This window comes from Nocardia sp. NPDC004718 (assembly GCF_053601535.1).
The window spans coordinates 39,467-60,791 of record NZ_JBSGCA010000044.1; the positions used below are offsets into that span (position 1 = coordinate 39,467).

Here is a 21,325-nt window from a genome sequence, read left to right on the forward strand (position 1 = left end):
GGTTCGTCTCTGCGGGTGTACGCCTCGACAGTTGAATCTCTCCACGGTCCTGAGCATTTCCTCATTTACTCTTGACGATGCTTTCGTCGTATCTGATGATTTCATCGCATACCGTCCGGCGGTGCGTAAGGCATCGGCGGACCGGTCCGTTTCCCCGTCTGGACGAGTGAGGACTGCTATGACCGATTCCCGATTCCGCAGAAAGACGAGCAGGCGCCGCGCCTTGGGCGGCGTTGTCGCCGGAACGCTCGGCATCGCCGCTACGGCGGCTAACGCTCGAGCGACCCCGGCTCGTACCGGGCAACCTGCGCCGTCGGGTACCTACCGAATCGACCTGCACGCGCACTTTCTGCCGCCGGACTACCGCGCGGCCCTGCTCGACCACGGTCACCTCACCATCGGCGGATACCCGACGCCGGATTGGTCCCCGGAACAGGCGCTGGCGTTCATGGACTACTACGGCATCCAGGCGCAGGCGCTGTCGGTGTCCGACCCCGGCGTGTCGTTCCTGCGTGGCAAGGAGGCGAACGACCTGGCCCGCTACTGCAACACGTATGCCGCGAAGCTGCTGCAAACGCATCCGAAGCGATTCGGCGCCTTCGCGGTGCTGCCGATGCCCGACGTCGCCGCCTCCGTCGCGGAAGCCGTGTACGCGCTGGACGAACTGCACCTCGACGGTGTGGTGCTGCTGTCCGCCTACGCCGGCGTCTACCTCGGTGATCCGCGTTTCGAGCCATTGCTGATCGCGCTGAACCAACGCAGCGCCTATGTCTTCGTGCATCCGGCCGCCATCCCCGCCGAGGCCAAACCGAAGCTGCCGCTGCCGGACTTCCTCGAAGAATTCACCTTCGACACCACTCGCGCCGCGACCTTCATGATGGCCACCGGCACGACGCAGCGCTACCCGAACATCCGTTTCCAGCTCGCGCACGCGGGTGGGACACTTCCGTTCCTGTCCCACCGCGTCAGCGTCGCGTCGCAAACGGTGCTCGGCGAACTGTGGCCCGATGATCTGCCCAGGCCGTCGGTACTCGACACGCAACGCCAGATCGCGAACTTCTACTACGACACCGCGCTCAGCGGATCGGCCGCGGCGATGGCGAGTGTGCTCGCCGTCGGGAAGCGCGAGCACGTCGTCTTCGGTTCCGACTGGCCCTTCAGCGCGCTCACCCTGCCGCAGACCGGCACGCACGATCCGGCCCCCGGGCTCAGCGACATCTTCGACGCGGATCAGCGGATGGAGGTCGAGCGGATCAATCCGCTGCGGCAGCTGCCCCGCTTGGCCGCGGCGATCGACGCGTGAGCGCCGGCCACTCGCGATCGACGGCGCGCAGGGTTTCCCGGCGAAACTCCGGACCACGATTTCGGGATGTCCGCGCGCACGGGTGAAGATAACCAGCAGTTCGCCGAATACGTCCGCGCCGCCGAGCAGTCTTTTGTCCCGCCGCGAGAGGAGCCGGTTCCATGGCAGCGAAACCCACGCGGATCCGTACCTGGATCCGACCCCTTGTCGTCGTCACGCTGCTCATGGCGTTGCTATCGGTGATGTATCTCGGGTACGTCGTCGACCCCGAGAAGAATCTGCACGACCTGCCGCTCGCCGTCGTGAACCAGGACGCGGGCGACACACTCGCCGGGAAACCGGCCAACGTGGGCAACCAGATCACCGCAGCGCTCACCGCGAACATCCCGGCCGACAAGGTCGACCTGCGCGTCATCGGCATCACCGAAGCGCAGTTGCTGATGCGCGACGGCAAGATCTACGGCGCGATCGTCATCCCGAGTGATTTCACCAAGCGGCTCGCGATCCTCGGCGCCTCCGGTGTGGTATCCGGAAAGGTCGACCGGCCGGTGATCACCGTGCAGACCAATCCGCGCACCGGCACCTACGCCACGCAGATCACGCTGCGTATCGCCGAACAGGCACTGGGCGCGGTCAACACCACGGTCGGACAGCAGCTCACCGCCGCGGTGGACGAACAACTGCGGTCCTCCGGCGGACCCGCGCCGCAGTTGGCCGGAGCCAGCCAGTTGCTGCTGGCCGAGCCGATCGACGTGGTGATCGCGCCGTATCGGCCACTGCCCGAAGGCACCGGCGGCGGGTTGTCGGCCTTCTTCTACACGCTGCTGATCCTGCTGGCCGGATTCACCGGCGCCATGATCATCCACACCATGGTGGACGCTTCGCTCGGATTCACGCCGACCGAGTACGGGCCGTGGTATGTGCACTATCCGCCCACTCCGATCTCCCGGCTGCGCACATTGCTGCTGAAATGGGGCGTGCTCGCCGTCGCCGCGCCGATCGTGTCCGGTGTGTTCCTCGGGGTCGGGACGGCCTTGGACATGCCCATCGACAAAGCCTTGCTGCTGTTCCTCTATTCCGCGTTCGCCATCCTCGCCGTGGGCGTCACCGCGCTGTCGATACTCGCCGCCTTCGGCGCCGCGGGCATGCTCGTCAACCTGATCCTGTTCATCGTGCTGGGGTTGCCCTCGGCAGGCGGAACCGTGCCCATCGAGGCGACGCCTACGTACTTCGCCTGGCTGTCCACATTCGAGCCGATGCATCAGGTCTTCCTCGGCGTCCGCGCGATCCTGTACTTCGAGGCCAGAGCCGCGGCGGGCCTGGAACGCGGTGTCTGGATGGCGTTGCTCGGCCTGGTCATCGGCTTGTGCTCCGGTGCGGCGGTGACGGCGTTCTACGACCGGAAAGGATTGACGCGCACCGCGAATCGCGGCACCGCACCCTAGGGCGGCCGGATCGTCTCCGGCGCTCGCTCAGTTCTCCGCGACGGCGGCCTCGGCCGCGGCCTGGGCGCGGGACAACGCTTCCGGCGCCGGAATCCGGCCGAGATACATTTCGGCGAAAATCGGGTCGACGGCGCGGAGCGCGGCCGAGAAACCCGGTCCGCCACCAGAGGAGATGCGTGGGCCGCGGAGTACGTCGAAGAAGGGGGAGACGTCCACGCCCCTCCCGGCCCAGTAATCGCGATAGCGCTGCTGTTCGGACACGACTGCCGGGATGGTGGCGCCGCCCTCGGCCAGGTAGCGGTTGCCCGCGCCGCTGCCGAGCCAGGCCAGCACCCGGCGCACCGCGTCGGGATGCCGGGTGGCCGCGTTACCCGCGACGCCGATCGCGTTGTTCGTGCTCACCCGCCCCGCCGGTCCCGCGGGCAGCAGCGCGACGCCCCACTCGAAGCGGGCCTGTTCGGAGATTTGCGCGAGATTGAATGTCCCGGACTGCAGCAGCGCCAATTTGCCCTGTAGAAAAGCGTTCTTCGCGAAGTCGGGATTGGTGTTGGTGTCCGCGGGCGATGGCGCGAGTCCGTCGGCGATCAATCGCACCAGATAGTCGAACGCCGCCACGCCCTGCGGGCTGTCGAAGACGAAATTGTCGTGGTCGTCTTGGAAGCGCGCTCCGTTCGAGCCCAGATAGGGCAGTTCGATGGACTGGAAGTCGTGACCCGCGTTGTACGCCCACGGCGCGACCGCCGCCAGTCTGCGCAGCAGTGGGCGCAGGGTGTCGTCCCCGCCGGGACTCCACCGCATCGCGGTCAGCTCCGCGGGATCGATGTGCGCGGCCGCGAGCAGGTCGCGGTTGTAGTACACCGCCGTTCCGGCATCGACGAATTGCGGTACAGCCCAGAGCTTCTCGTCGCGCGTGTACTGTGCGACCGCCGAGGGGTCCCAGGCGCTCGCGGCCTCGGGACCGAGCGTCGCCCCGATGTCGAGCAACCGCCCGGCATCGGCGTAGTCCTCGTACAGATTGGTCCAGAACAGATCGTCGGCGGTGCCACCGGCCACGTCCAAGCGGAGTTTCTGCCGATACGACGACCACGGCACCACCGTGATCCGCACTGCGAGGTCCGGATTCGCCCGCTCGAACTCCGCGAGCGAGGCCTGGTAGGCGGGTACGAGACTCTCGTCCCAGATCCGCAACCCCACCACGGTGCGGCCGGACCCGTCGCCGTCACGGCCGAGCCACAGTGCCGCCGCGACCAGCAGTGCCGCGGCGAGTGCGAGGGCGAGCACCACGCGGGTCGATGTCCTCATTTCACCCCCGTCCACGCGATCGAGCGCAGCACCTGCCGCTGGCAGATCACGAACAGCGCCACCAGCGGCGCGATGGCCAGCGTCGTGGCCGCCATCACCAGGGTCCACTGCGCGTTGTAGCGGGTCTGCAGATTCGCCGTCGCCACCGTCAGCACCTGCCACGAGCGGCCGCTGCTCGCGACCAGCGGCCACATGAAGTTGTTCCACTGCGAGACGATCGTGATGAGCGTCAAGGTAGCCAGCACCGGCCTGCTCATCGGCACCATGACGTGCACGATGATGTCGAGGGTGTTCGCGCCGTCGAGCCGCGCCGCGCCGATCAGTTCCTGCGGAATCGCCCGAAAGTACTGACGCAGCAGGAAGACCGCGTAGGGCGATCCGAACACGAACGGCAGCACCAGCGCCCAGAAGGTGTTCAGCAGGTCCAGGCGCGCGAACATCAGGTACAGCGGGATGAGAGTCACCATCGGCGGCACCATCATGGTGCCCAGATACACCCAGAAGAGCGCGTCGCGGCCTGGGAAATCGGTGCGGGCGAACGCGTATGCCGCCAGCACCGAAGTGACCAATTGGCCGCCGGTGATGAACACCGTCATCAACGCGGTCACCAGCACCGCACGCCCGAACCCGTAGTCCAGTACGGTCCGGAAGTTGTCGGCGGTGACCGGACGCGGCAGGGCCAGCGGCGATCCGGTCGCGAACTGGCCGGGTGTCTTGACGGCGGTGAGCGCGCTGAGCAGCAGGGGCGCCACGGTCAGCAACGCTCCGGCCGAGAGGACCGCGTAGGCGGACGCCGAACGTAGGCGATCAGAACTCATAGGTCGTCCGATCCCGGAAGTAGCGGTGCTGCGCAACGGTGATCGCGAACATGACCGCGAACACCACGAGCGCCATGACGGCGGCGCGGCCGGGCCGTGCGGCGTCGAATGCCTCGGTGAAGATCCGCATCGCGAGCACATCGGTGCGGTCGCCCGGTCCGCCTTTGGTCAACGCGTATACGGTGTCGAAGGTCTGGAACGCGGTCAGTACGCCGGTGACCAGTACGAAGAACATGGTGGGCCGCAGCAGCGGGAGGATCAGCCAGCGGATCCGGCGCCAACCGGTGGCCCCGTCCAGCGCACCGGCGTCGAGGATCTCGCCCGGGATCGCGCGGATTCCGGCCACGAAGAACAGCGCCACGTAACCGAAGTTCGCCCACACGCTCACCGCGGCCACCGACGGCAGCGCCAGCGCCGGATCCGAGAGCCATTCCACCCGCCGGCCGAGCGCGGCGTTGACGGCGCCACCGGTGGGAGCGAACATCCACTGCCACACCACACCCACCGCCACCGGTGCGCACATCCACGGCAGCGCGTACATGACCCGGAGACTCGTCGCGCCGCGCCGCCGGGCCAGCATCGCCGCGACCGCGAAACCCAGCGCCGTCTGCGCGGGCACCACGATCGCGGTCAACGCCAGCGTCACCAGCATGGCGTGGCCGAACGCGGCGTCTCCCAGCACCGACCGCCAGTTGCGCAGTCCGACGAACTCCATCGGTCCCAACAGGTTCCAGCTGTGCAGACTGAGCCAGGCCACCACCACAATCGGCAGCACCAGGAACGCGCCGACACCGAGCAGGCTCGGCAGCAAGAGAATATAGCTCGTCATGCCGCGACGAGCCCCATGCCGATTCATGTGCTGCGACGTTACCGCCCCCGCCCGCCCCGGCACGGCGGGCGGGGGCGGGTCGTCAGTTGGTCGGGCCGCCCGCCACGTAGATCACCTGGCCGGAAACGAAACCCGCGCCCTCGCTCACCAGGAACGAGGCGGTGTGCGCGATGTCCTCGGGTGTGCCGACGCGCTGCACGGGGATCTGTGTGGCGGCGGCCTTCTGGAAGTCCTCGAAGGAAACGCCGACGCGCGCGGCGGTGGCGGCGGTCATGTCGGTGACGATGAACCCGGGAGCGATGGCGTTGGCCGTGACGCCGAACTTGCCCAGCTCGAAAGCGAGGGTCTTGGTGAAGCCCTGCAAACCGGCCTTCGCCGCCGAATAGTTCGCCTGGCCGCGATTGCCGAGCGCCGAAGTGCTGGACATGTTGACGACCCGTCCCCACTTCTGCTCGACCATGTGCTTCTGCACCGCGCGGGTGAGCAGGAAGGCGCCGCGCAGGTGCACGTTCAGCACCGCGTCCCAGTCGTCGACGCTCATCTTGAACAGGAGGTTGTCGCGCAGGATGCCGGCGTTGTTCACCACGACCGTCGGCGCGCCCAGTTCGTTCTCCAGTTGCGCGACGGCGGCGGCGACCGACTCCTCGTTCGACACGTCGGCGCCGAGTGCGACGGCTCGGCCGCCCGCCTCGGTGATCGCGCCGACCGTGTCGGCGCAGGCGGCCGCGTCGAGGTCGAGCACGCCGACCCGAAGCCCGTCCGCCGCCAAGCGCTTGGCGATCGCCGCGCCGATCCCTCGTGCGGCGCCGGACACTACTGCAACTCGCTCGCCCATGAGCGCGTCCCTTCGTCGATCGGATGTCGGATCGGATCAGTCTTACCGCACCGGTCCGCCGTGGCCGGGAGGCGGATCGGTCGCCGGATCGGCGCCGGGGAATTAACACCGGCCTCGAGCGGAAGGCTTGCCCGGCTCTCGACCCGGATGCTTCGATCGGCACGTGACCGAGCAGAACGAGGTTCCCCGTATCGTCCGCGCCAGCCGTGAGATCAACGCGAATCCCGCGGAGATCTTCGAGCTCATCGCCGATCCCGCCGAGCAGCCGCGCTGGGACGGCAACGACAACTTGGCCGAGGCCGCGGCGGGGCAGCGGGTGCGGGAAGCCGGAGCGGTGTTCAGCACCACCCTGACCAACGGGGCTGTGCGCGACAACCACGTGGTGGAGTTCACCGAGGGCAGCCGCATCGCGTGGCATCCGTCGGAGCCGGGCAAGCAGCCGCCCGGCCACCTCTGGCGCTGGGAACTGGAGCCGGTGGGCGAGGGCCGCACCCGGGTCACCCACACCTACGACTGGACGTCGCTCACCGACGAGAAGCGCCAGGTCCGGGCGCGCGCGACCACCGCGGACAAGCTGTCGGCCTCCCTCGACCGGCTCGCCGAACTGGCCGAGCGGCAAGCGGTTTCGTCGCAGCAGTAGTCGGCGTCGTCGTCCGGTCGCCGAATATCGTGGCCTCGGAACACCCACGCCGGACGATCGCGATGCGGCCGGGCTCAGTCGGGCCGGAGCTGCATCGAGTCTCTGTGTGGTGCCTCAACGCTGGTGGGAGCACGCAGATGTGGTGGTTCAGGGCTGCGACACGGCCGGACCGGTGGCCCGGCGCCACTGGCCGCTATCGCGGTAGTCGCCGGGCGCACCTCAGCGTGGTGCCTGCCCCCGGGAAAGCAGCAAGCCGATGAGGCCGACTTCCTGTCCCTGGGTGCTGATCATGTCGCGGGCGATCTGTTCGACCATGCCGCCGTTCAGCCGGCGATCCGCCGCCTGCGCCATCTGGATGCCGCCGTAGTGGTGGCGCTGCATCAGGCGCAGGAAACCGGTCGCCGCCTCGGCGCCGCGCGCGGCGGCGAGCGCGTCGAGTTCGTCCTGGCTCGCCATGCCGGGCATCGTCGCGTGCGCGGCGGTGGCGTGGTGCTCGTGGTCGGCGTCCGCGTGCATCCACGCCATCGGGTGCGGATTGGTCACCGCGAGCCGAGCCATGCGCAGCCAGCCGAGCATCATGCCGATCTCGGTGCGCTGGGTGTCGGCGATCTGCTGTGCCAGCGCCCGCACCGCCGGGTCGGCGCCGCCGTCGAGTCGCTGGACCAGGAGCAGCGCCTGATTGTGGTGAGCGATCATGTCCTGGACGAAACCGGTTTCGGTGCTGTCCAGCAGCGGTGCGGCGGTGCTGTCCGCGCCGACCACCAACGGCCGCAGCGCCGCGCCCGCCACCAGCAGCAGCACCGCGAAGGCGGCGAGCGTGGCCGCCCCGAGCCATCGGCGGCGGATCATGATCCCGTGGCCGAATGCTGGTCGGCGGGTGGCGTGTACACGTTCTGGTCCACTTCCAGCGCCAAGAAGCCGTTGTCGGCGCACGTGGTCCAGAGTTGGTTGCCCCGCCATTCCGGCGGCGAGAAGCACCAGTCCGTGGAGAGATCACCGAAGGCGAGCATGCCGCTTCGTTCGCTCGTCGCCTGTGTGAGATCGAACTGGCCTTGCAGCACCGCCTGCACCACCGCCGGACCGGCCAGCACCGGCGGGCCGATGATCGACGCGAGCGCGTGCGGTGAATTCCAGAGCTCGGTGTTCCGGCCGGTGCGCGCGGGCGGGTTGTAGTAGGCGATCTCCCGGACGGCCGACGGATCCCGGACATCGAACACACGGATGCCCGAGGAGGTCCAGCTGCACGCCAGCGCCGTGGGATCGGCCGCCCGGTCCGCGGCGCAGTAATGCGTGTCGTAGGCGAACAGCGACCCGCCCGCGGCGGAAGCCATTGCGGTGTCCTGATTCTCCGGCAGGTTGATCTCGAGTTTGATGGTCTCGACGATGCGCGGCCGGGTGGGCTCGGCGACATCGATGATCTTGACGCCGCCGGATCCGGCCTCGTTGGTGGCGAACACGTACGGCCTGCCGCCATAGGTCACGGGGATGTTGTGCTGGCTGGCCCAGCCGTCGGTCCAGGTGAGGTGCGACAATTCGCGCACCTGCGGGCCGGGATCGCGGCGCTGCACCGCGCCGACGTCCAGAATCATCAGCCCGCCCATGTTGTTCGCCAGGTACATGAGGTTGCCGTCGGGGCTGAACCCGAATCCGTGCATGGACAGACCGGGCAGGCCCTGCCACACCACGTGGGGAGCGGCGGGGTCGGTGAGGTCGACGGCGCTGACCAGGCCGGGTGCGACGCCGGAACTCCAGTAGGTGTTGCCGTCGGGGGAGAACCCGCCCTCATGGGCCGTGATCGGCAACGGCATCGCCAGGTCGGTTCCCGGGCCGGGGTTGAGCAGGCGCGGATGCGCGCAATCGGTGAGGTCATAGACCGACAGCAGGCCCACACCGGTCAAAGCGGGCACCCCGGTGCCGACGAGCAGTTTTCTCGTCTCGTTGACCTTCAGGCTCTCCCAGGTGCCTGCCAGCATGGCCGGTTCGGTGAGCGTGGCGGTGCGGACGGGGTTCGCGGGATCGGCGACATCCACCACCTGGACGCCCTCTTCGGGCCCGAGCAGGTCGCCCGGGAAGAACGTGCCGATGTAGGCGCAGTGGTCGAAGGTCACCGAGTTGATGCCGCCGCCGCGGCCGCCATAGGCGCCGAGCCGGATGACGTTGCAGCTGTAGCCCTGGCCGCTGCGGCCGCCGTCACGGTCGGCGGCGGGAACATCCCCTTGCAAACCTGTTTCGGGGGCCGAACCTGGATTGCAGACGGCGCGTGCGGCCGCGGTCGCGGCTATGGCGCCGACCTCGCGAACCTGCCCGGAGGGATCGGAATCCGTTTGGGCGGCGACGATGCCGATGGGCAGGAGAACCGCTGCGGCGCCGACGGTCACGAAGAAGCGCCGGCCCCAGCTGGTGATGGACGAAGTCATGGACGTACCGGCCCTCGGCGGCGAGGGCGCCTTTCCCGTGTGCTCGGTTACAAGTCCGGATGCGGTCTCGGACGGCTGTTGGTCGATCCCGAGCGCGTGCGGTGCGGCCGCCGCGGTGACGGCAGCGTCATCGTGTATCCGGACCACCCGATGCGGCATGGTGGCGTCGAACGAGTGTCGAATCCGGCCTGGCGCAACGGCGTCCCTACTCGCCGAGCCGGGCCGAGCCGACCCTCTCGCCATGCCGGACTGTGTTGTCCGGTTACTCGGTCAGTGTGCGTGAGATCACCGCGCCGCGTCAATACGGCGCGGCTGTATCCGGTCGGATTCCGGCATCCGTGCCGGGCCATCCGGCGTGCTGCGGGGCGGTCGGCGATGGTCCGGTAGCCTTGCCCGAATGACCTCGCCACGCCGTGTGAACAGGGGGCCGAAGGCGGCGGCCGGCAATCGGGCGGCCTTGATCCAGGCGGCGCGAGAGGTTTTCGCGGACAGTGGCTTCGACGCGCCGTTCAGCTCCATCGCGCGGGTCGCCGGCGTGGGGCAGGGCGTGCTCTACCGGCACTTCCCGACCCGGGAGAGCATCGCGCTCGCGGTGTTCGAGGAGAACATCGAGGGCATCGAGGCGCTGGCGGACGATCCCGCGGTCACCGTGGACGATCTGCTGGCGATCATGGTCGATCAGATCACCACCTCGGCGGCGTTCATCGCGATGATCCATCCCACCAACACCGACGACATGCGCCTGTTCGAGGTGGCGCGGCGGCTGATCACCCTCATCGCGGAGAAGCTGGAGGATCCGCGTCAGCGCGGCACGATCAGCGCCGACATCACCACCGCGGACGTGGTCCTGGCGCTGGCGATGCTGGCGGCCGTGCTGTCGAAGACCGATGCGCAGTCCAAGAAGGAGACCGCCCGGCAGGCATGGGCGTTGCTGGACCGCGCTCTGCGCGGCTGAAGGGGGCGCGTCCGTCGCATGTCACGCCGCGCGATCGATCGACGCCAGTGTGTCGGCGACGCGGTCGAGCGAACGGATCATGTGCGGGAGCCCAATCGCATCCGTTCGCCGGTACCGCATGTGCGGTGACCTCAGATGCAGAAGCTGATGCTGGCCGGGCCCAGTGGGATATTGAGGCACACCGTGACCGAGCCGAGGGCGTCGTTCGTCGGTACTGGTGAAGCCGGTGCTGCGGAGGCTGCCGGGGCGAAAAGGGCCCCGATGGTGAGTGTGAGAGCGGCTGCGATGATCGCTTGCGTGGCTTTGGTGATCATGGTGATTTCCTTGGCTGAGCGATAGGGCGATCCGAACCCGGCCCGGCAACGTGGATCCGAGTCCGGGGTGACTCTGATCAGATCATCCGCCGGTGAGGTGGTGTAGACAAGCCCTCCGGGCTGCCGTGCCCCCATTGGGAAGCTCGAATTTTGAAGTTAGCCTAACCTTATGAACACGACCGTGGTGGTGCGCGAGCCTGGCAAGCGGATCGTCGGATCATCGAAGCGATCCCGGAAACCGATACGGCGCAGGCTGATCTCGATCCATCGCTGGTCGGCGCTGATTCTCGGCTCGGTCTTGGTGATCCAGTCGACCTCGGGCGCGATCCTGCTCTACCACGCGGAATTGTTCCGAGCTCGACACGCATCGTTCTATCGCCACACGGACGCGCCGGCGGTGATCGACGCCGAGCAGGCCGTCGCCATGGTGCGTGCCACCGATCCCGGCTTCGACGTCGGCTGGGTCGGTAGAGACGGCGGCGTGATCGCGATCGGGAACACGAAGTACACCGCCGCCTACTCCGTCGATCCCGGCACCGGACGAATCAACGAGCGGGTGAACCTGACCGACGGCGTTCTCGGCTGGCTGACCAACCTGCACAACTGCGCGTTCGGCTGTGCGCGCTACTCCGGCGCGATCCCGATGCTGGAGAATCAGGCTCCGCTCCTCGGCATCAAATGGGGCGCGGTGATTCTCGGCGCGCTCGGCGTCCTGCTGGTTTCGCTCGCGGTGTCCGGCGCCGGCATCTGGTGGCCGTCACTCGCACGGCTGCGCCACGGATTCCGGGTCCGGCTGCGGAAGGGACGCTTCGCCCGGGACCGCGACCTGCACGGCGTCATCGGTATTCTCGCGGTGCCGTTCCTGTTGGTGTGGGGCATCACCGGCACCACCATCGAATGGCCTGCGGTGCAACGGGCTTGGCTCGTGGCGACCGGCGGCACCACGACCCTCGAACGAACCGAGAGGTCTTTCGTGCCGCGGTCGAGCGATGCCCCCCGCCCCCCGCTGTCCATCGGCGAGGCCACGGCGATCGCGGATCGGGCCGCGCCGGGCCGACTCGCCTACCTGTTGCTGCCCACGGACGCCGCCCCGTACTACCGCGCCGTCGTCGCCGGGGCCTACTCCCCGCGCGAGCACCGCCTCTTCTACAGCGGTGACGTCATGGTCTACGTGAACGCCCATGACGCTTCCGACATCAAGGTGGTCGACGCGAGCCGCGACCGGCCGCTGGCGAACACCTTCTACGCCAAAGTCTTCGAGCCCGCTCACTTCGGCTGGCTGGTGAACGGCTGGTGGCGACTGATCTGGCTGGCCTTCGGCCTGACACCGCTCGCGCTGGCGATCACCGGCCTGTCGACCTGGCTGTTGCGGCGCCGGACCCGGCGCCGCCGCGCTCACGCGACGACGTAGCCGCCGCCGACCACGGTTACGACGGGAAGTGGATCACCTGGCGGGAGAAGAGCGCTTCGGGCTCGGCGATGTGATTCGCCGCCGCGACGACTCCCACTCTGGTGTCCAGATCCGCGGGACCGTACTGGTCCTCGCACATCGAGCGCAGCGTGTCGCCCGCGACGCCACGGCGGCGGTTCAGGCCGGGCACGACGAGCACGTGGCCCGGAGCCGGTTCGGTGCCCGAGGGCAAGTGGTTGGCCAGTTCGATCACCAGGGCGAGATTCGCGTCGCCGTACCAGCGCTCGGCGAGTATCGCCAGGGTTTCGTTTTCGGTCACCGTGTGGTGACCGACATCGGCGAGCTCCGGAATGTGCAGCCACGCGCCGGGCTGGATGGCACGCTGCGCCACGCCGTTGACGACTTCCCAGATCAGCTGGACGCCGGTGTCCTCGGTTCCGTAGTAGCGCTGGGTGATCTGCTTGCGCACCGCGGTGGAGTCGGGCGTGGTGAGGAGGTGGCGCCGCGTGATGTAGGGGATCAGGAGCTGTTGTCCGACGTCGATCGAATTCGGATCGGCGAGATGGTTCTGGCGCGCGATCGCCGGGAACAGGCTGCCGTCTCCGTACTCCCGATGCGCGATCGCGGAGAGGGTGTCGCCGGGTTGGACTTCGTACTTCTTCATCTCTTCGGCCTTTCTGCACTGCGGACAGCCGGTGCCGCGGACCCCGATTCCGGCTTGTCTCGCACGCGCACCTGCCGTCCACGAACGGTTGTGGCGCTACCGAATGCTCGTCGCGATCGGCCGCGCGATCGTGCGTAGGCGACTACTCGTTTCCGGCGGCGCTCGCCGCGATCCCGCCGGGGCGGCGTCCCGATTACCCGGTCGGTCTCGCCGGATACGCAGGTGGCGCCCAGCCGGTGTGGCCCGGTCGGACGCCGCGACCAGCTTCTCGGGGCGGCTCGTATAAGCCGTTTCCGGGCAGTTCTTTTCGATCGTGTGAAGAAGCTCCGAGGCTGATTCGAGCACTGGGTCAGGGGTAGCACGAAGACGTGGCGCCAAGAGCCACAGTCGGTTTCATCCGCTACCGAAAGGAGCAAGTGATGGCAGACCAGAAGAACCCGGGCCAGTTCGGCAACCGTTCCGACACCGAGGAGCAGGCGCGTCGCGGCGGCCAGGCCAGCACCGGCAGCTTCGGCGAGCGTAACTCGGCCGATCCGAGTGCGGCCGGACGCAAGGGCGCCGAAGCGCAGCCCAACGAAGCGAAGGTGCGCGGCGGACAGCACAGCCACGCCGGTCGCTGACGTCGACCGAACACGGGCCGGGCGGTACAACCGCCCGGCCCGTTTCGTTGTGCGGCGGTCATGCTCCGCGGCGGCACGGCAGCGAGAAGACTGCGTGACCAACTGTCTATGTGACTAGTTATTAGCGACTGATTCAGGTGGTGATAGGCGGGGAGATCCTGATGGCACGCCGGATGCCGTTCTAACGGGAAGCAGCTGGTCAAGTGTTCAAATTCGGCGAATGTCCTGATCATATGGGGTGTTCTACCGGGGCTGCGCGAGTTTCGACCATGGTGCGACCGGTGTCGGCAAGTTGCGGAAAAATCGAGACAATGAGCGCCAAGCTTGCTAAGTTAATCACTGTTCTTATCGTTGCGACGGCGATGTGGAGTGCTGCCGGTCTTTCGTCGCATCATCACGGCGGCGCTCGGCTCAATGAGGAGTGGCGCAGACATGGATGGACTCAGCAGGCGCAACGCGTTGAAAGCCGGTGGGGTGTTGGGCGCGCTCGGCGCGCTGGCCATGGCGACCCCCGCGCGCGCGGAGCCGTGGACGTGGTCCCCGCAGGGTTCGGTGGCCGGCTCCGGTGAAGGGGCCGACCCGCTCACCGTCTGGGATCCCGAGGCGGATCAGTTGGTCGCCTCGCTGATCGACCGGGGGGAGGTGCCGAGGGTCAACGAGTTGTTGCGCACCTGGACCGCGAACGGGCAGCCTTTGCCGGACGGATTGCCGCCGGATCTGCGCGACTTCATGGAGTACGCACGTCAGCTGCCGCCCTGGGCTGATCGCGGAAAGCTGGCCACCGCCGTCGAGTTCAACAAGAAGCGCGGGCTGTATCTCGGCGTGCTCTACGGGCTGGCCAGCGGCATGATGAGCACGGTCATTCCCAAGGAGGCGCGCGCGGTCTACTACTCCAAGGGCGGTCACGACCTGAAGGACCGCATCTTGAAGACCGCCAAGCTCGGTTACGACATCGGGACCGCGAATGCCTACGCGCCCGCTGGTGAGATGGTCGTGACCTGCGTGAAGACCCGGCTGGTTCATGCCGCTGTGCGTCACTTGCTGCCGCAGTCCCCGCACTGGGTGTACTCCGCCGAGGAGGACATCCCGATCAGCCAGAACGACCTGATGGTCACCTGGCACAGCCTGCCGACCACCGTGATGAAGCATCTGACCGCGTGGCAGGTGCCGATGCCCGTCGCGGAGTCGGAGGCGTTCCTGCATTCGTGGCAGGTGGGCGCGCACATGCTCGGCATCCGTGACGAATACATTCCCAACTCCTGGGCGGAGGCCGACTCGCAGGCCGCGCAGGTGCTGGATCCGATCCTGGCGCCGACCCCGGAGGGCGCCAAGCTGGCCGACCGGCTGCTGCGCCTCGGGGCGAACCTCGACTTCGCCGTCCTCACCAAACCGGTGCTCGGCGCCTTCACCCGCTTCCTGCTCGGCGACAAGATCGCCGACGGGCTGGCCATCCCCAGGGAGCCGGTCTGGGACCCGCTGCTGCGGGTGAGCTGGGGGCCTTTCATCGCCGTGCGCGAAGGTCTGCTGCCCGTGGTGCCGCTCGCGCCGGACGCCTACTGGCTGTTCGACGAATTCCTCCGCAGGGCGGCGCTGCTCTATCTGGCGGAACTGCGGATGCCGATCAGCATCGAGATCCCCACCATGAACCGGGACATGAGTCAGCCGCCGCGCTGAGCCCTTCCGGGCGCCGATGCGCTCTCGAAGCCCCCTGGAGTGCATCGGCGATAGCTGGTAAGTTACTGACTGTTCTTCACAGTAGATCGCCGAGATGAACCGTAACCTCGCCATAAACGCGCTGAGGGGCGCGCGATCGAAGGGTTGAGCTCGGCCTAAGTTATGAGGAGTTCGGGAACATGAGCCATAGGACGCTCGGTCCTCCGCATGGCTCGGCCGCGCTGCGATCGTTGTCTGGAGGTGGCGCGGAGCAAGCCGTACCGACAACACACCGGACAGTGCGGTGGACATGACGAACCCGCAGCACATCCGGCACATCCACATCGAATCCGGCGCCCTTGTCCTGGACTACCGGGCGTGCGCGGAACAGGCCCGGAGTCTGGCCGCCGACTTGGCGCACAGTCATCCGGACCTGATCGTCACGATCGATGACGATGTCCACGTCGAGTTGCCCGAGCTGCCCTGTGGCGGTCTGTGGCGGTGATCGGCGCCCGGGCTCGAGTAGATTGACGATGATCTGACCCACGACGAGAAAGCGTCGGCCCATGACAGCGATTCGCCATGAGATCGTGATCGACGCTTCGCCGCGCCACATCTGGGATGTCGTGCGTGATGTCGGCGCCGTGCATCGACGCCTGCTGCCCGGCCGGGTCGTCGACACCCGCCTCGAGGGAGCGCGGCGTTGGCTGACTTTCCCGGACGGGCACGTGATCCGTGAACTGATCGTCTCCATCGATGACGAGGCCCGCCGCTTGGCGTACTCCGTCGTCGAAGGCGCCAGGCCCGCGCTGGACTATCACCACGCTTCGTTCGAGGTTCGGGCCGAGGGGGAGCGCGGCCGGCTGATCTGGATCACCGACGTCTTGCCGGAGTCGGCCGCGCCGGAAGTGCGGATTCGTACCGAATACGGTCTCGCGGAGATGAAGCGGGCGATCGAAGCCGCGGCGGCCGAGTCGTAGCGGGATCGGGAGGTGCCGGACATGTGGCAGGGCACCGCGACGCTGTACCCGGGCCGATTGTTGTACACGGGGCGGCTCGGGAGCGCGCACCGCCACCATCATGCCGCCGCGCAATTGATCTTCAGCGCCAACGGCTCCGTCGGTCTGCGTGACGACGCGGGCCGCCACTGGGCGGGGCGAGCGGCGCTGATCCCTCCCGGTGTGCCGCACGAAACCACCGGCACGGCAACGGGATTGCTCGTCTTCGCCGACGCGCAGTCGCCCCTCGGGCGCGCGCTGACCGATTGTGTGCGGCGCATCGGGAGCGCCGTCGACTCGGTCACCGCGTGGTCGCGGGCCGCGCTGCCACTGCTCGACCTCGACGACGGCGAGCGGGATCCCCGGCAACTGGCGCACGCCGCACTGACGGCCTTGATCGGCGATCCCGCTCCCACCGGCGCTGCCCGGCACCCGGCGCTGTCTCGCGCGCTGGAGCTGCTGCCGGACCTGCTCGACGGCCCGCTGCGTCTGGCCGAACTCGCCGCCGCGGTCGGACTGTCGGCGAGTCGACTCGGTCATCTGTTCCGTTCCGAGCTCGGGCTGGCGTTCCCGCCGTATCTGCGGTGGGCGCGCCTGCGACGAGCGATGGACCACGCCCGTCGCGGCGGCACGCTCACCGAGGCCGCGCACGCCGCGGGTTTCGCCGACAGCGCGCATCTCACCCGAGTCTGCCGCGAGATGTTCGGGCTCACCCCCTCCGAACTCGCCGGTGCGGTCACCATGGTGCGGCCGTAGCGAATCCGTTCAAGCGCCGTCGGGACCACGGCCCCCACGCTGAACGGCATGCACACCTTGGTCCGCTACGGCTACGTGCCGTTCATGCTCTTGGCGGTCAACGGCGCCGCGCTCGCCGTCATCGCCACCGGCGTCGGCAAATTATGGCTGTTGCCGCTGCTGGTACTCGCGATCGCCGCATCGTTCGCCGCCGAACGGATTTTGCCCTACCACGACGACTGGAACCGCGGCCACGACGACGGTAGGCGCGACACCGCGCACGCCGTGGTCAACGAACTGCTCACCCTCGGCGGCGTGGCCGCACTGCCGCTGATGGCCGCGCTGATCCCTTCCGCCGATGTCTGGCCGCACCGGTGGCCCTTCCCGATTCAGGTGCTGGTCGCGGTGCTCGTCGCTGATCTCGGCATCACGCTGACCCACTCGGCCAGCCACAAGATTCCCGCGCTGTGGCGGTTGCACGCCGTGCACCACAGCGTCGAACGCGCCTACGGTTTCAACGGCCTGATGAAACATCCCCTGCACCAGACCCTGGAGACCGTCGCCGGTGTCACCCCGCTCGTACTGCTGGGCCTGCCCACCTCGGTGGCTTCCGCCCTCGCGTTCACCGTCGCGGTGCAACTCCTACTGCAACACTCGAACGTCGACTACCGCGTAGGCCCCCTGCGTACCGTGCTCGCGCTCAACCAGGCACACCGGTTCCACCACTTGAAATGGGCGGGCATCGGCGACGTCAACTTCGGGCTGTTCACCTTGTTCTGGGATCACCTGTTGCGCACCTACTCCTACGACCCGGACCGCCGCTTCACCAGCGACGACCTCGGGATGGCCGCCGAGCCCCACTACCCCAGCGGCTATCTCGCCCAACTCGTCGAACCCTTCCGGCCCGGCGGCGCTTGCGGGGCCACGAAACCCGCTCAGCGCTCATTGCCCGCGCGCAGCCAGGCGATGTAGTCGGCGGTCGCGCGTTCGGTGTCGTAGTCGGGCCGGTAGCCGGTGTCCTGCTGGATACGGGTGATGTCGAGGTAGTTGCGTTGTCCGGACCCACCGGTGGGGAGGTCGATCCCGGCGTCCGGGACGACCTTCTCGATCGCGGCGATGACTTCGGCGTTGGTCGTCGCGCGGCCGGACGCGACGTTGTAGGTGCGGTAGTTGAGCCGGTCTGCCAGTTGCAGGAGTGCGATGGCCCGGCCGCAGTCCTTCACGTAGCACAGGTCGATCGCGTCGTCCGCGTAGGCGGGGAAGCGCAGCGACGACAGGTCCGGCGCGGTGCCGCGGGTGGCGGCATGAACGAGCTGAGGGGCCGGGAAGAACGGGTCCGCGGGTCGGCCTCGCGGGCCCCAGATGGCGGAGATGCGGTAATTGACGATCTCGATGCCGGTCGCCCCGGTCAAATGATCGGTGAGCAGCTCGCCGATCTTCTTGAAGCTCGGTATCGGATGGGGTGCGGTCAGCGGAACCGGCATGTCTTCCCGCAGTGGACCCGCACCGGTCAGGCCGGCGTAGACGCCGATCGTGCTCGCGACGCCGACCCGCGGCACGCCCCAGGCCTCGGCGGCTTCGATCACATTGAACAGACTGCCGATCGCCTTCCGCGCGCCCTCGATGGGCTCGTCGGAGCCGGGTGGCCAGGGCATCGAACCCGCGAGATGCACGATGCCGGTGATCTTGTGGCGCGTGCCCACGTCGAGCAACGCCGTCAGATCGGTGATGTCGGCCCGCTCCACCGCCACCTGCGCACCGGCGAACTCGGCCGGTACCTCGCCGGTTCGACGCTGGACCAGCACGCAGCCCTCGCCCAGGTCGAGCAGGGCTCGCACCGTGTGGGAGCCGATGAACCCGAGACCTCCGGTGACCAAGATCATCACATTACCCCTTCTGTCGTATAGCTGATTATCAGTACTACTGACGATCAGGCTAGCGATAGAATCTCCCGGTGTCTAGGACGGATGGGCCGGGCCCCGAATTGAGCAGACGGTTGGGCTACCTGCTCAAGCACGCGCAGTTGCGGATGGCCGAGCTGAACACGAAAGCGTTGGCGCCGTACGGCATCGACGGGCGCGAGCTCGGCGTGCTGTTCGTCCTCGCGGGCCGTGAACCCACGTCCCAACAGCAGGCGGCGCAGCGGCTGGGCATCGACCGCACCACGATGGTCGCGATGCTGGACACTCTGGAAGGCAAGGGCCTGGTGGCACGTCATCCGGACGCGAACGACCGGCGTCGCAACGTGGTCGAACTGACCGATACCGGGCAGGACACTCTTCGCCGGGCCACCAAGGCGAGCGATGCCGCCGAGCGTGAGTTCCTGGCGCAGCTCAGTCCGCAGGCCGCCCAGCAACTGCGGAACTCGTTGCAAACCATCGTGACCCATTCCGAGCAAGAGCAGTCCTGACGCTCTGGGCCGCATGGGCGGAGAACCGGAGCCGTCGGCAGCCGATGGGCGAATCGCGCCGTTCGTACTCGGCTTCCGGCCTACGCGAATCCGCGTAGGAGATCGTGATCGGCTGCGTCGGTCGTCGTAGTCGATCGACGCAGCCGATCAGGAGCGCGAGCGCTCGCGGATGCTCGCCGAGGCCTCGGTGCTGGCGAGCAGTTCGGTTGAGCTGTGGCACCGCCGACGGCTCGGCGACGTTCTGGCCGAGGCGGACCGCATGGCCGAGGACTTCGCGCTCGTGGTCGCAATGGCCGCGGCGGAACTGGGTGACCACGAGCGGGCGATGGCGTCGACCGAATCGGTTGTTGGAAATCAAGGTGTTCATGCTGGTCACAGGTTCCATCCTTTAACTGAACAGCTGTAGCGCTAAAACTGTAGCGCTACAGCCGCACCGATACAATGGCCGTCATGGCAGAGGAACAGCCGGGCAACCGGCGGACGCGTGGGCGCAATCCCCGCGGGCAGGGCGAACGTTTGCGGGAAGAGATCGTGGTAGCCGCGATGGGAATGCTCGATGAGCTCGGCGACGACCAGGCGCTGTCGATGCGCGCGGTGGCGCGAGCGGTCGGCACCGCCGCCACGTCGATCTATCTGCACTTCGATGATCGAGACGCCTTGGTTCTGGCGGTGCTGAACCGATGCCACGACGATCTGCTGCGGGCGATGGCGCGAGCCGAAGCGAATCATGCCGACCCGATCGATCGTTTGCGTTCTCGCACCGTGATTCTCGGCGAGTGGGCCTATCGGCATCCCGGCTTGTACAAAGTGCTGCACGAGAGCGCGCTCAACCAGCGCACCGACATGGCATTCCGGGAGGAGCTGGCGGAGAGCACAGTCGCGGCGGTGCGGCGATGCATGGACGCGGGCGCGGTCCCGGCCGACGACGCGGCCGCGGTCGCGCTCGATCTGCGCGCCGCCGTCCACGGTGCGGTGTCGATGCGGTTGCACCAGCCGGACCGGCCCTGGACACCGTTGGCGGAGCAGGTCGAACGTTTTCTGGTGAAACTCGTCGGTGTTCCGGCTCCGGCGGTCGACGCGGCGCGCGCATCGCAACCCGGTTGACCGCGAAGCCCGGCGGGTGGCGAAATCTTCAGTGCTGCTTCTCGAGCCAATCTCGGTAGTGCGTAGCGGCCAGACGGGCGTCCGGGCCCGCGGTGAGAACGTCGCCGGGAACGTCCGCGAACATGCCCGCGGTGTCGTCGGTGACGACGGTGCGGCTGTCGCGCCGAGCGGCCAGGGTGAGCCTGCCGAGGTCGTCGAGGCGGAAGACCTCCGGACCGGCCACATTGCGGACTCCGCGCAGCGGAGCACCGGTGGCGACCTCGACGACCGCGTCGACCACGTCCGCGGCGGCCATCGGCTGGATCGGGGTGGCGGGCAGGCGGACGGTGTCGTCGTCGGAGGTCCAGGACAGCACCGCGTCCATGAACTCGAAGAACTGGGTGGCGCGCACGATGGAGTACGGCGTGGGACCCAGCCGCAGCAGGTCTTCCTGCAAACTCTTGGCCCGGTAGTAGTCCAGGCCGGGCACCTGGTCGACACCCACGATGGACAGCACGACCTGATGCCCGACACCGGCTTTCTCCCCGGCATCCAGCAGGTTGCGCATGGAGATACGGAAGAAATCCACCGACGCCTCGTCGAAGGTCGGCGAGTTCGCCAGGTCGATGACGACCTCGGCCCCCTCCAGCGCCCGGTCCAGGCCCTCTCCGGTGATCACGTCGACACCGGTGGACATCGACGCGGGTACGGCCTCGTGCCCCGCCGCGGCCAGCTTGCGCACCACCTGCGAGCCGATCCGTCCGGTACCGCCGATGACTGTCAGCTTCATGGTTGTCGCCCTAAGTTTGTAGGTGTCTGGGGTTGGTGCCCTGGATGCCCAGGGCGGTGGGGTGTAGCTGATGGTTGTTTGCCTCTATCGAGGCTTGAAAGGA

Annotated in this window: 24 protein-coding genes; 14 read left to right on the top strand and 10 right to left on the bottom strand. The window is 67.8% G+C overall.

Annotated elements, in window-relative coordinates; all coding sequences use genetic code 11:
* Nucleotides 1-178 precede the first annotated feature (178 nt).
* A complete protein-coding gene (locus ACWEH3_RS27520) occupies nucleotides 179-1,303 on the top strand; it encodes an amidohydrolase family protein (RefSeq protein WP_450021401.1) in 1,125 nt (374 codons plus the stop codon).
* 161 nt (nucleotides 1,304-1,464) lie between these two features.
* On the top strand, nucleotides 1,465-2,748 hold the full coding sequence (locus ACWEH3_RS27525; RefSeq protein ID WP_450021403.1) for a YhgE/Pip domain-containing protein: 1,284 nt from the start codon (nucleotides 1,465-1,467) through the stop codon (nucleotides 2,746-2,748).
* 27 nt (nucleotides 2,749-2,775) lie between these two features.
* On the opposite strand, the gene ACWEH3_RS27530 is transcribed toward ACWEH3_RS27525, so the two are convergent.
* The 4 genes from ACWEH3_RS27530 to fabG are packed head-to-tail and all read right to left on the bottom strand — an operon-like array spanning nucleotide 2,776 to nucleotide 6,532.
* Nucleotides 2,776-4,050, bottom strand: coding sequence for an ABC transporter substrate-binding protein (locus ACWEH3_RS27530; RefSeq protein WP_450021405.1), 1,275 nt, complete (start codon nucleotides 4,048-4,050; stop codon nucleotides 2,776-2,778).
* Nucleotides 4,047-4,868 (bottom strand): carbohydrate ABC transporter permease, encoded by an 822-nt coding sequence (locus ACWEH3_RS27535; RefSeq protein ID WP_450021407.1) that lies wholly within the window; start codon nucleotides 4,866-4,868, stop codon nucleotides 4,047-4,049. The genes ACWEH3_RS27530 and ACWEH3_RS27535 overlap by 4 nt, the downstream gene beginning before the upstream one ends.
* Nucleotides 4,858-5,724 carry a carbohydrate ABC transporter permease gene (locus ACWEH3_RS27540; RefSeq protein WP_450021409.1) on the bottom strand — a complete coding sequence of 289 codons (867 nt, stop codon included), beginning with the start codon at nucleotides 5,722-5,724 and terminating at the stop codon, nucleotides 4,858-4,860. The genes ACWEH3_RS27535 and ACWEH3_RS27540 overlap by 11 nt, the downstream gene beginning before the upstream one ends.
* 55 nt (nucleotides 5,725-5,779) lie before the next feature.
* Nucleotides 5,780-6,532, bottom strand: coding sequence for a 3-oxoacyl-ACP reductase FabG (fabG, locus tag ACWEH3_RS27545; protein WP_450021411.1), 753 nt, complete (start codon nucleotides 6,530-6,532; stop codon nucleotides 5,780-5,782).
* A 163-nt stretch (nucleotides 6,533-6,695) separates the two neighbouring features.
* Between fabG and ACWEH3_RS27550 the strand changes: the two genes are divergently transcribed.
* Nucleotides 6,696-7,172, top strand: coding sequence for an SRPBCC family protein (locus ACWEH3_RS27550; RefSeq protein WP_450021413.1), 477 nt, complete (start codon nucleotides 6,696-6,698; stop codon nucleotides 7,170-7,172).
* A 219-nt stretch (nucleotides 7,173-7,391) separates the two neighbouring features.
* On the opposite strand, the gene ACWEH3_RS27555 is transcribed toward ACWEH3_RS27550, so the two are convergent.
* Both ACWEH3_RS27555 and ACWEH3_RS27560 read right to left on the bottom strand, forming a co-directional pair.
* The gene (locus ACWEH3_RS27555; RefSeq protein ID WP_450021415.1) at nucleotides 7,392-8,021 is read right to left on the bottom strand and encodes a DUF305 domain-containing protein; all 630 of its coding nucleotides are present in this window, start codon (nucleotides 8,019-8,021) and stop codon (nucleotides 7,392-7,394) included.
* Nucleotides 8,018-9,589 (bottom strand): LVIVD repeat-containing protein, encoded by a 1,572-nt coding sequence (locus ACWEH3_RS27560; RefSeq protein WP_450021417.1) that lies wholly within the window; start codon nucleotides 9,587-9,589, stop codon nucleotides 8,018-8,020. Before ACWEH3_RS27560 ends, ACWEH3_RS27555 begins: the two co-directional genes overlap by 4 nt.
* A 397-nt stretch (nucleotides 9,590-9,986) precedes the next feature.
* Here ACWEH3_RS27560 and ACWEH3_RS27565 point away from each other — a divergent pair, with 397 nt between their 5' ends.
* The gene (locus ACWEH3_RS27565; RefSeq protein ID WP_450021419.1) at nucleotides 9,987-10,544 is read left to right on the top strand and encodes a TetR/AcrR family transcriptional regulator; all 558 of its coding nucleotides are present in this window, start codon (nucleotides 9,987-9,989) and stop codon (nucleotides 10,542-10,544) included.
* A gap of 131 nt (nucleotides 10,545-10,675) precedes the next feature.
* On the opposite strand, the gene ACWEH3_RS27570 is transcribed toward ACWEH3_RS27565, so the two are convergent.
* A complete protein-coding gene (locus ACWEH3_RS27570; protein WP_450021421.1) occupies nucleotides 10,676-10,858 on the bottom strand; it encodes a hypothetical protein in 183 nt (60 codons plus the stop codon).
* A 169-nt stretch (nucleotides 10,859-11,027) separates the two neighbouring features.
* On the opposite strand from ACWEH3_RS27570, the gene ACWEH3_RS27575 reads away from it, so the two are divergent.
* A complete protein-coding gene (locus ACWEH3_RS27575; RefSeq protein WP_450021423.1) occupies nucleotides 11,028-12,269 on the top strand; it encodes a PepSY-associated TM helix domain-containing protein in 1,242 nt (413 codons plus the stop codon).
* Nucleotides 12,270-12,285: 16 nt separating this feature from the next.
* Here ACWEH3_RS27575 and ACWEH3_RS27580 read toward each other — a convergent pair whose 3' ends face one another.
* On the bottom strand, nucleotides 12,286-12,933 hold the full coding sequence (locus ACWEH3_RS27580; protein ID WP_450021425.1) for a LysM peptidoglycan-binding domain-containing protein: 648 nt from the start codon (nucleotides 12,931-12,933) through the stop codon (nucleotides 12,286-12,288).
* A 419-nt stretch (nucleotides 12,934-13,352) separates the two neighbouring features.
* On the opposite strand from ACWEH3_RS27580, the gene ACWEH3_RS27585 reads away from it, so the two are divergent.
* The 6 genes from ACWEH3_RS27585 (at nucleotide 13,353) to ACWEH3_RS27610 (ending at nucleotide 17,911) form a co-directional block, all read left to right on the top strand.
* The gene (locus ACWEH3_RS27585; RefSeq protein ID WP_355080113.1) at nucleotides 13,353-13,553 is read left to right on the top strand and encodes a hypothetical protein; all 201 of its coding nucleotides are present in this window, start codon (nucleotides 13,353-13,355) and stop codon (nucleotides 13,551-13,553) included.
* A gap of 432 nt (nucleotides 13,554-13,985) precedes the next feature.
* Nucleotides 13,986-15,227, top strand: a complete 1,242-nt coding sequence (locus tag ACWEH3_RS27590; RefSeq protein ID WP_450021427.1) for an oxygenase MpaB family protein — start codon at nucleotides 13,986-13,988, stop codon at nucleotides 15,225-15,227.
* Between the two features lie 289 nt (nucleotides 15,228-15,516).
* Complete coding sequence (locus tag ACWEH3_RS27595; protein ID WP_355080109.1) at nucleotides 15,517-15,711, top strand: hypothetical protein; 195 nt, start codon at nucleotides 15,517-15,519, stop codon at nucleotides 15,709-15,711.
* A 61-nt stretch (nucleotides 15,712-15,772) separates the two neighbouring features.
* Nucleotides 15,773-16,186, top strand: coding sequence for an SRPBCC family protein (locus ACWEH3_RS27600; RefSeq protein ID WP_450021429.1), 414 nt, complete (start codon nucleotides 15,773-15,775; stop codon nucleotides 16,184-16,186).
* Between the two features lie 21 nt (nucleotides 16,187-16,207).
* Nucleotides 16,208-16,960 (top strand): helix-turn-helix transcriptional regulator, encoded by a 753-nt coding sequence (locus ACWEH3_RS27605; RefSeq protein ID WP_450021431.1) that lies wholly within the window; start codon nucleotides 16,208-16,210, stop codon nucleotides 16,958-16,960.
* 48 nt (nucleotides 16,961-17,008) lie between these two features.
* On the top strand, nucleotides 17,009-17,911 hold the full coding sequence (locus ACWEH3_RS27610) for a sterol desaturase family protein (RefSeq protein WP_450021433.1): 903 nt from the start codon (nucleotides 17,009-17,011) through the stop codon (nucleotides 17,909-17,911).
* On the opposite strand, the gene ACWEH3_RS27615 is transcribed toward ACWEH3_RS27610, so the two are convergent.
* A complete protein-coding gene (locus tag ACWEH3_RS27615) occupies nucleotides 17,875-18,822 on the bottom strand; it encodes an NAD-dependent epimerase/dehydratase family protein (protein ID WP_450021435.1) in 948 nt (315 codons plus the stop codon). The genes ACWEH3_RS27610 and ACWEH3_RS27615 overlap by 37 nt on opposite strands.
* 71 nt (nucleotides 18,823-18,893) lie before the next feature.
* Between ACWEH3_RS27615 and ACWEH3_RS27620 the strand changes: the two genes are divergently transcribed.
* The 3 genes from ACWEH3_RS27620 to ACWEH3_RS27630 all read left to right on the top strand — a co-directional run bounded on the left by ACWEH3_RS27620 (nucleotide 18,894) and on the right by ACWEH3_RS27630 (nucleotide 20,453).
* Nucleotides 18,894-19,349, top strand: coding sequence for a MarR family winged helix-turn-helix transcriptional regulator (locus ACWEH3_RS27620; protein WP_450021437.1), 456 nt, complete (start codon nucleotides 18,894-18,896; stop codon nucleotides 19,347-19,349).
* Nucleotides 19,350-19,518: 169 nt separating this feature from the next.
* A complete protein-coding gene (locus ACWEH3_RS27625) occupies nucleotides 19,519-19,755 on the top strand; it encodes a hypothetical protein (protein WP_450021439.1) in 237 nt (78 codons plus the stop codon).
* Nucleotides 19,756-19,799: 44 nt separating this feature from the next.
* The gene (locus ACWEH3_RS27630) at nucleotides 19,800-20,453 is read left to right on the top strand and encodes a TetR/AcrR family transcriptional regulator (RefSeq protein ID WP_450021441.1); all 654 of its coding nucleotides are present in this window, start codon (nucleotides 19,800-19,802) and stop codon (nucleotides 20,451-20,453) included.
* Nucleotides 20,454-20,481: 28 nt separating this feature from the next.
* Here ACWEH3_RS27630 and ACWEH3_RS27635 read toward each other — a convergent pair whose 3' ends face one another.
* Nucleotides 20,482-21,222, bottom strand: a complete 741-nt coding sequence (locus ACWEH3_RS27635; RefSeq protein ID WP_450021443.1) for an SDR family oxidoreductase — start codon at nucleotides 21,220-21,222, stop codon at nucleotides 20,482-20,484.
* Between the last annotated feature and the right edge of the window lie 103 nt (nucleotides 21,223-21,325).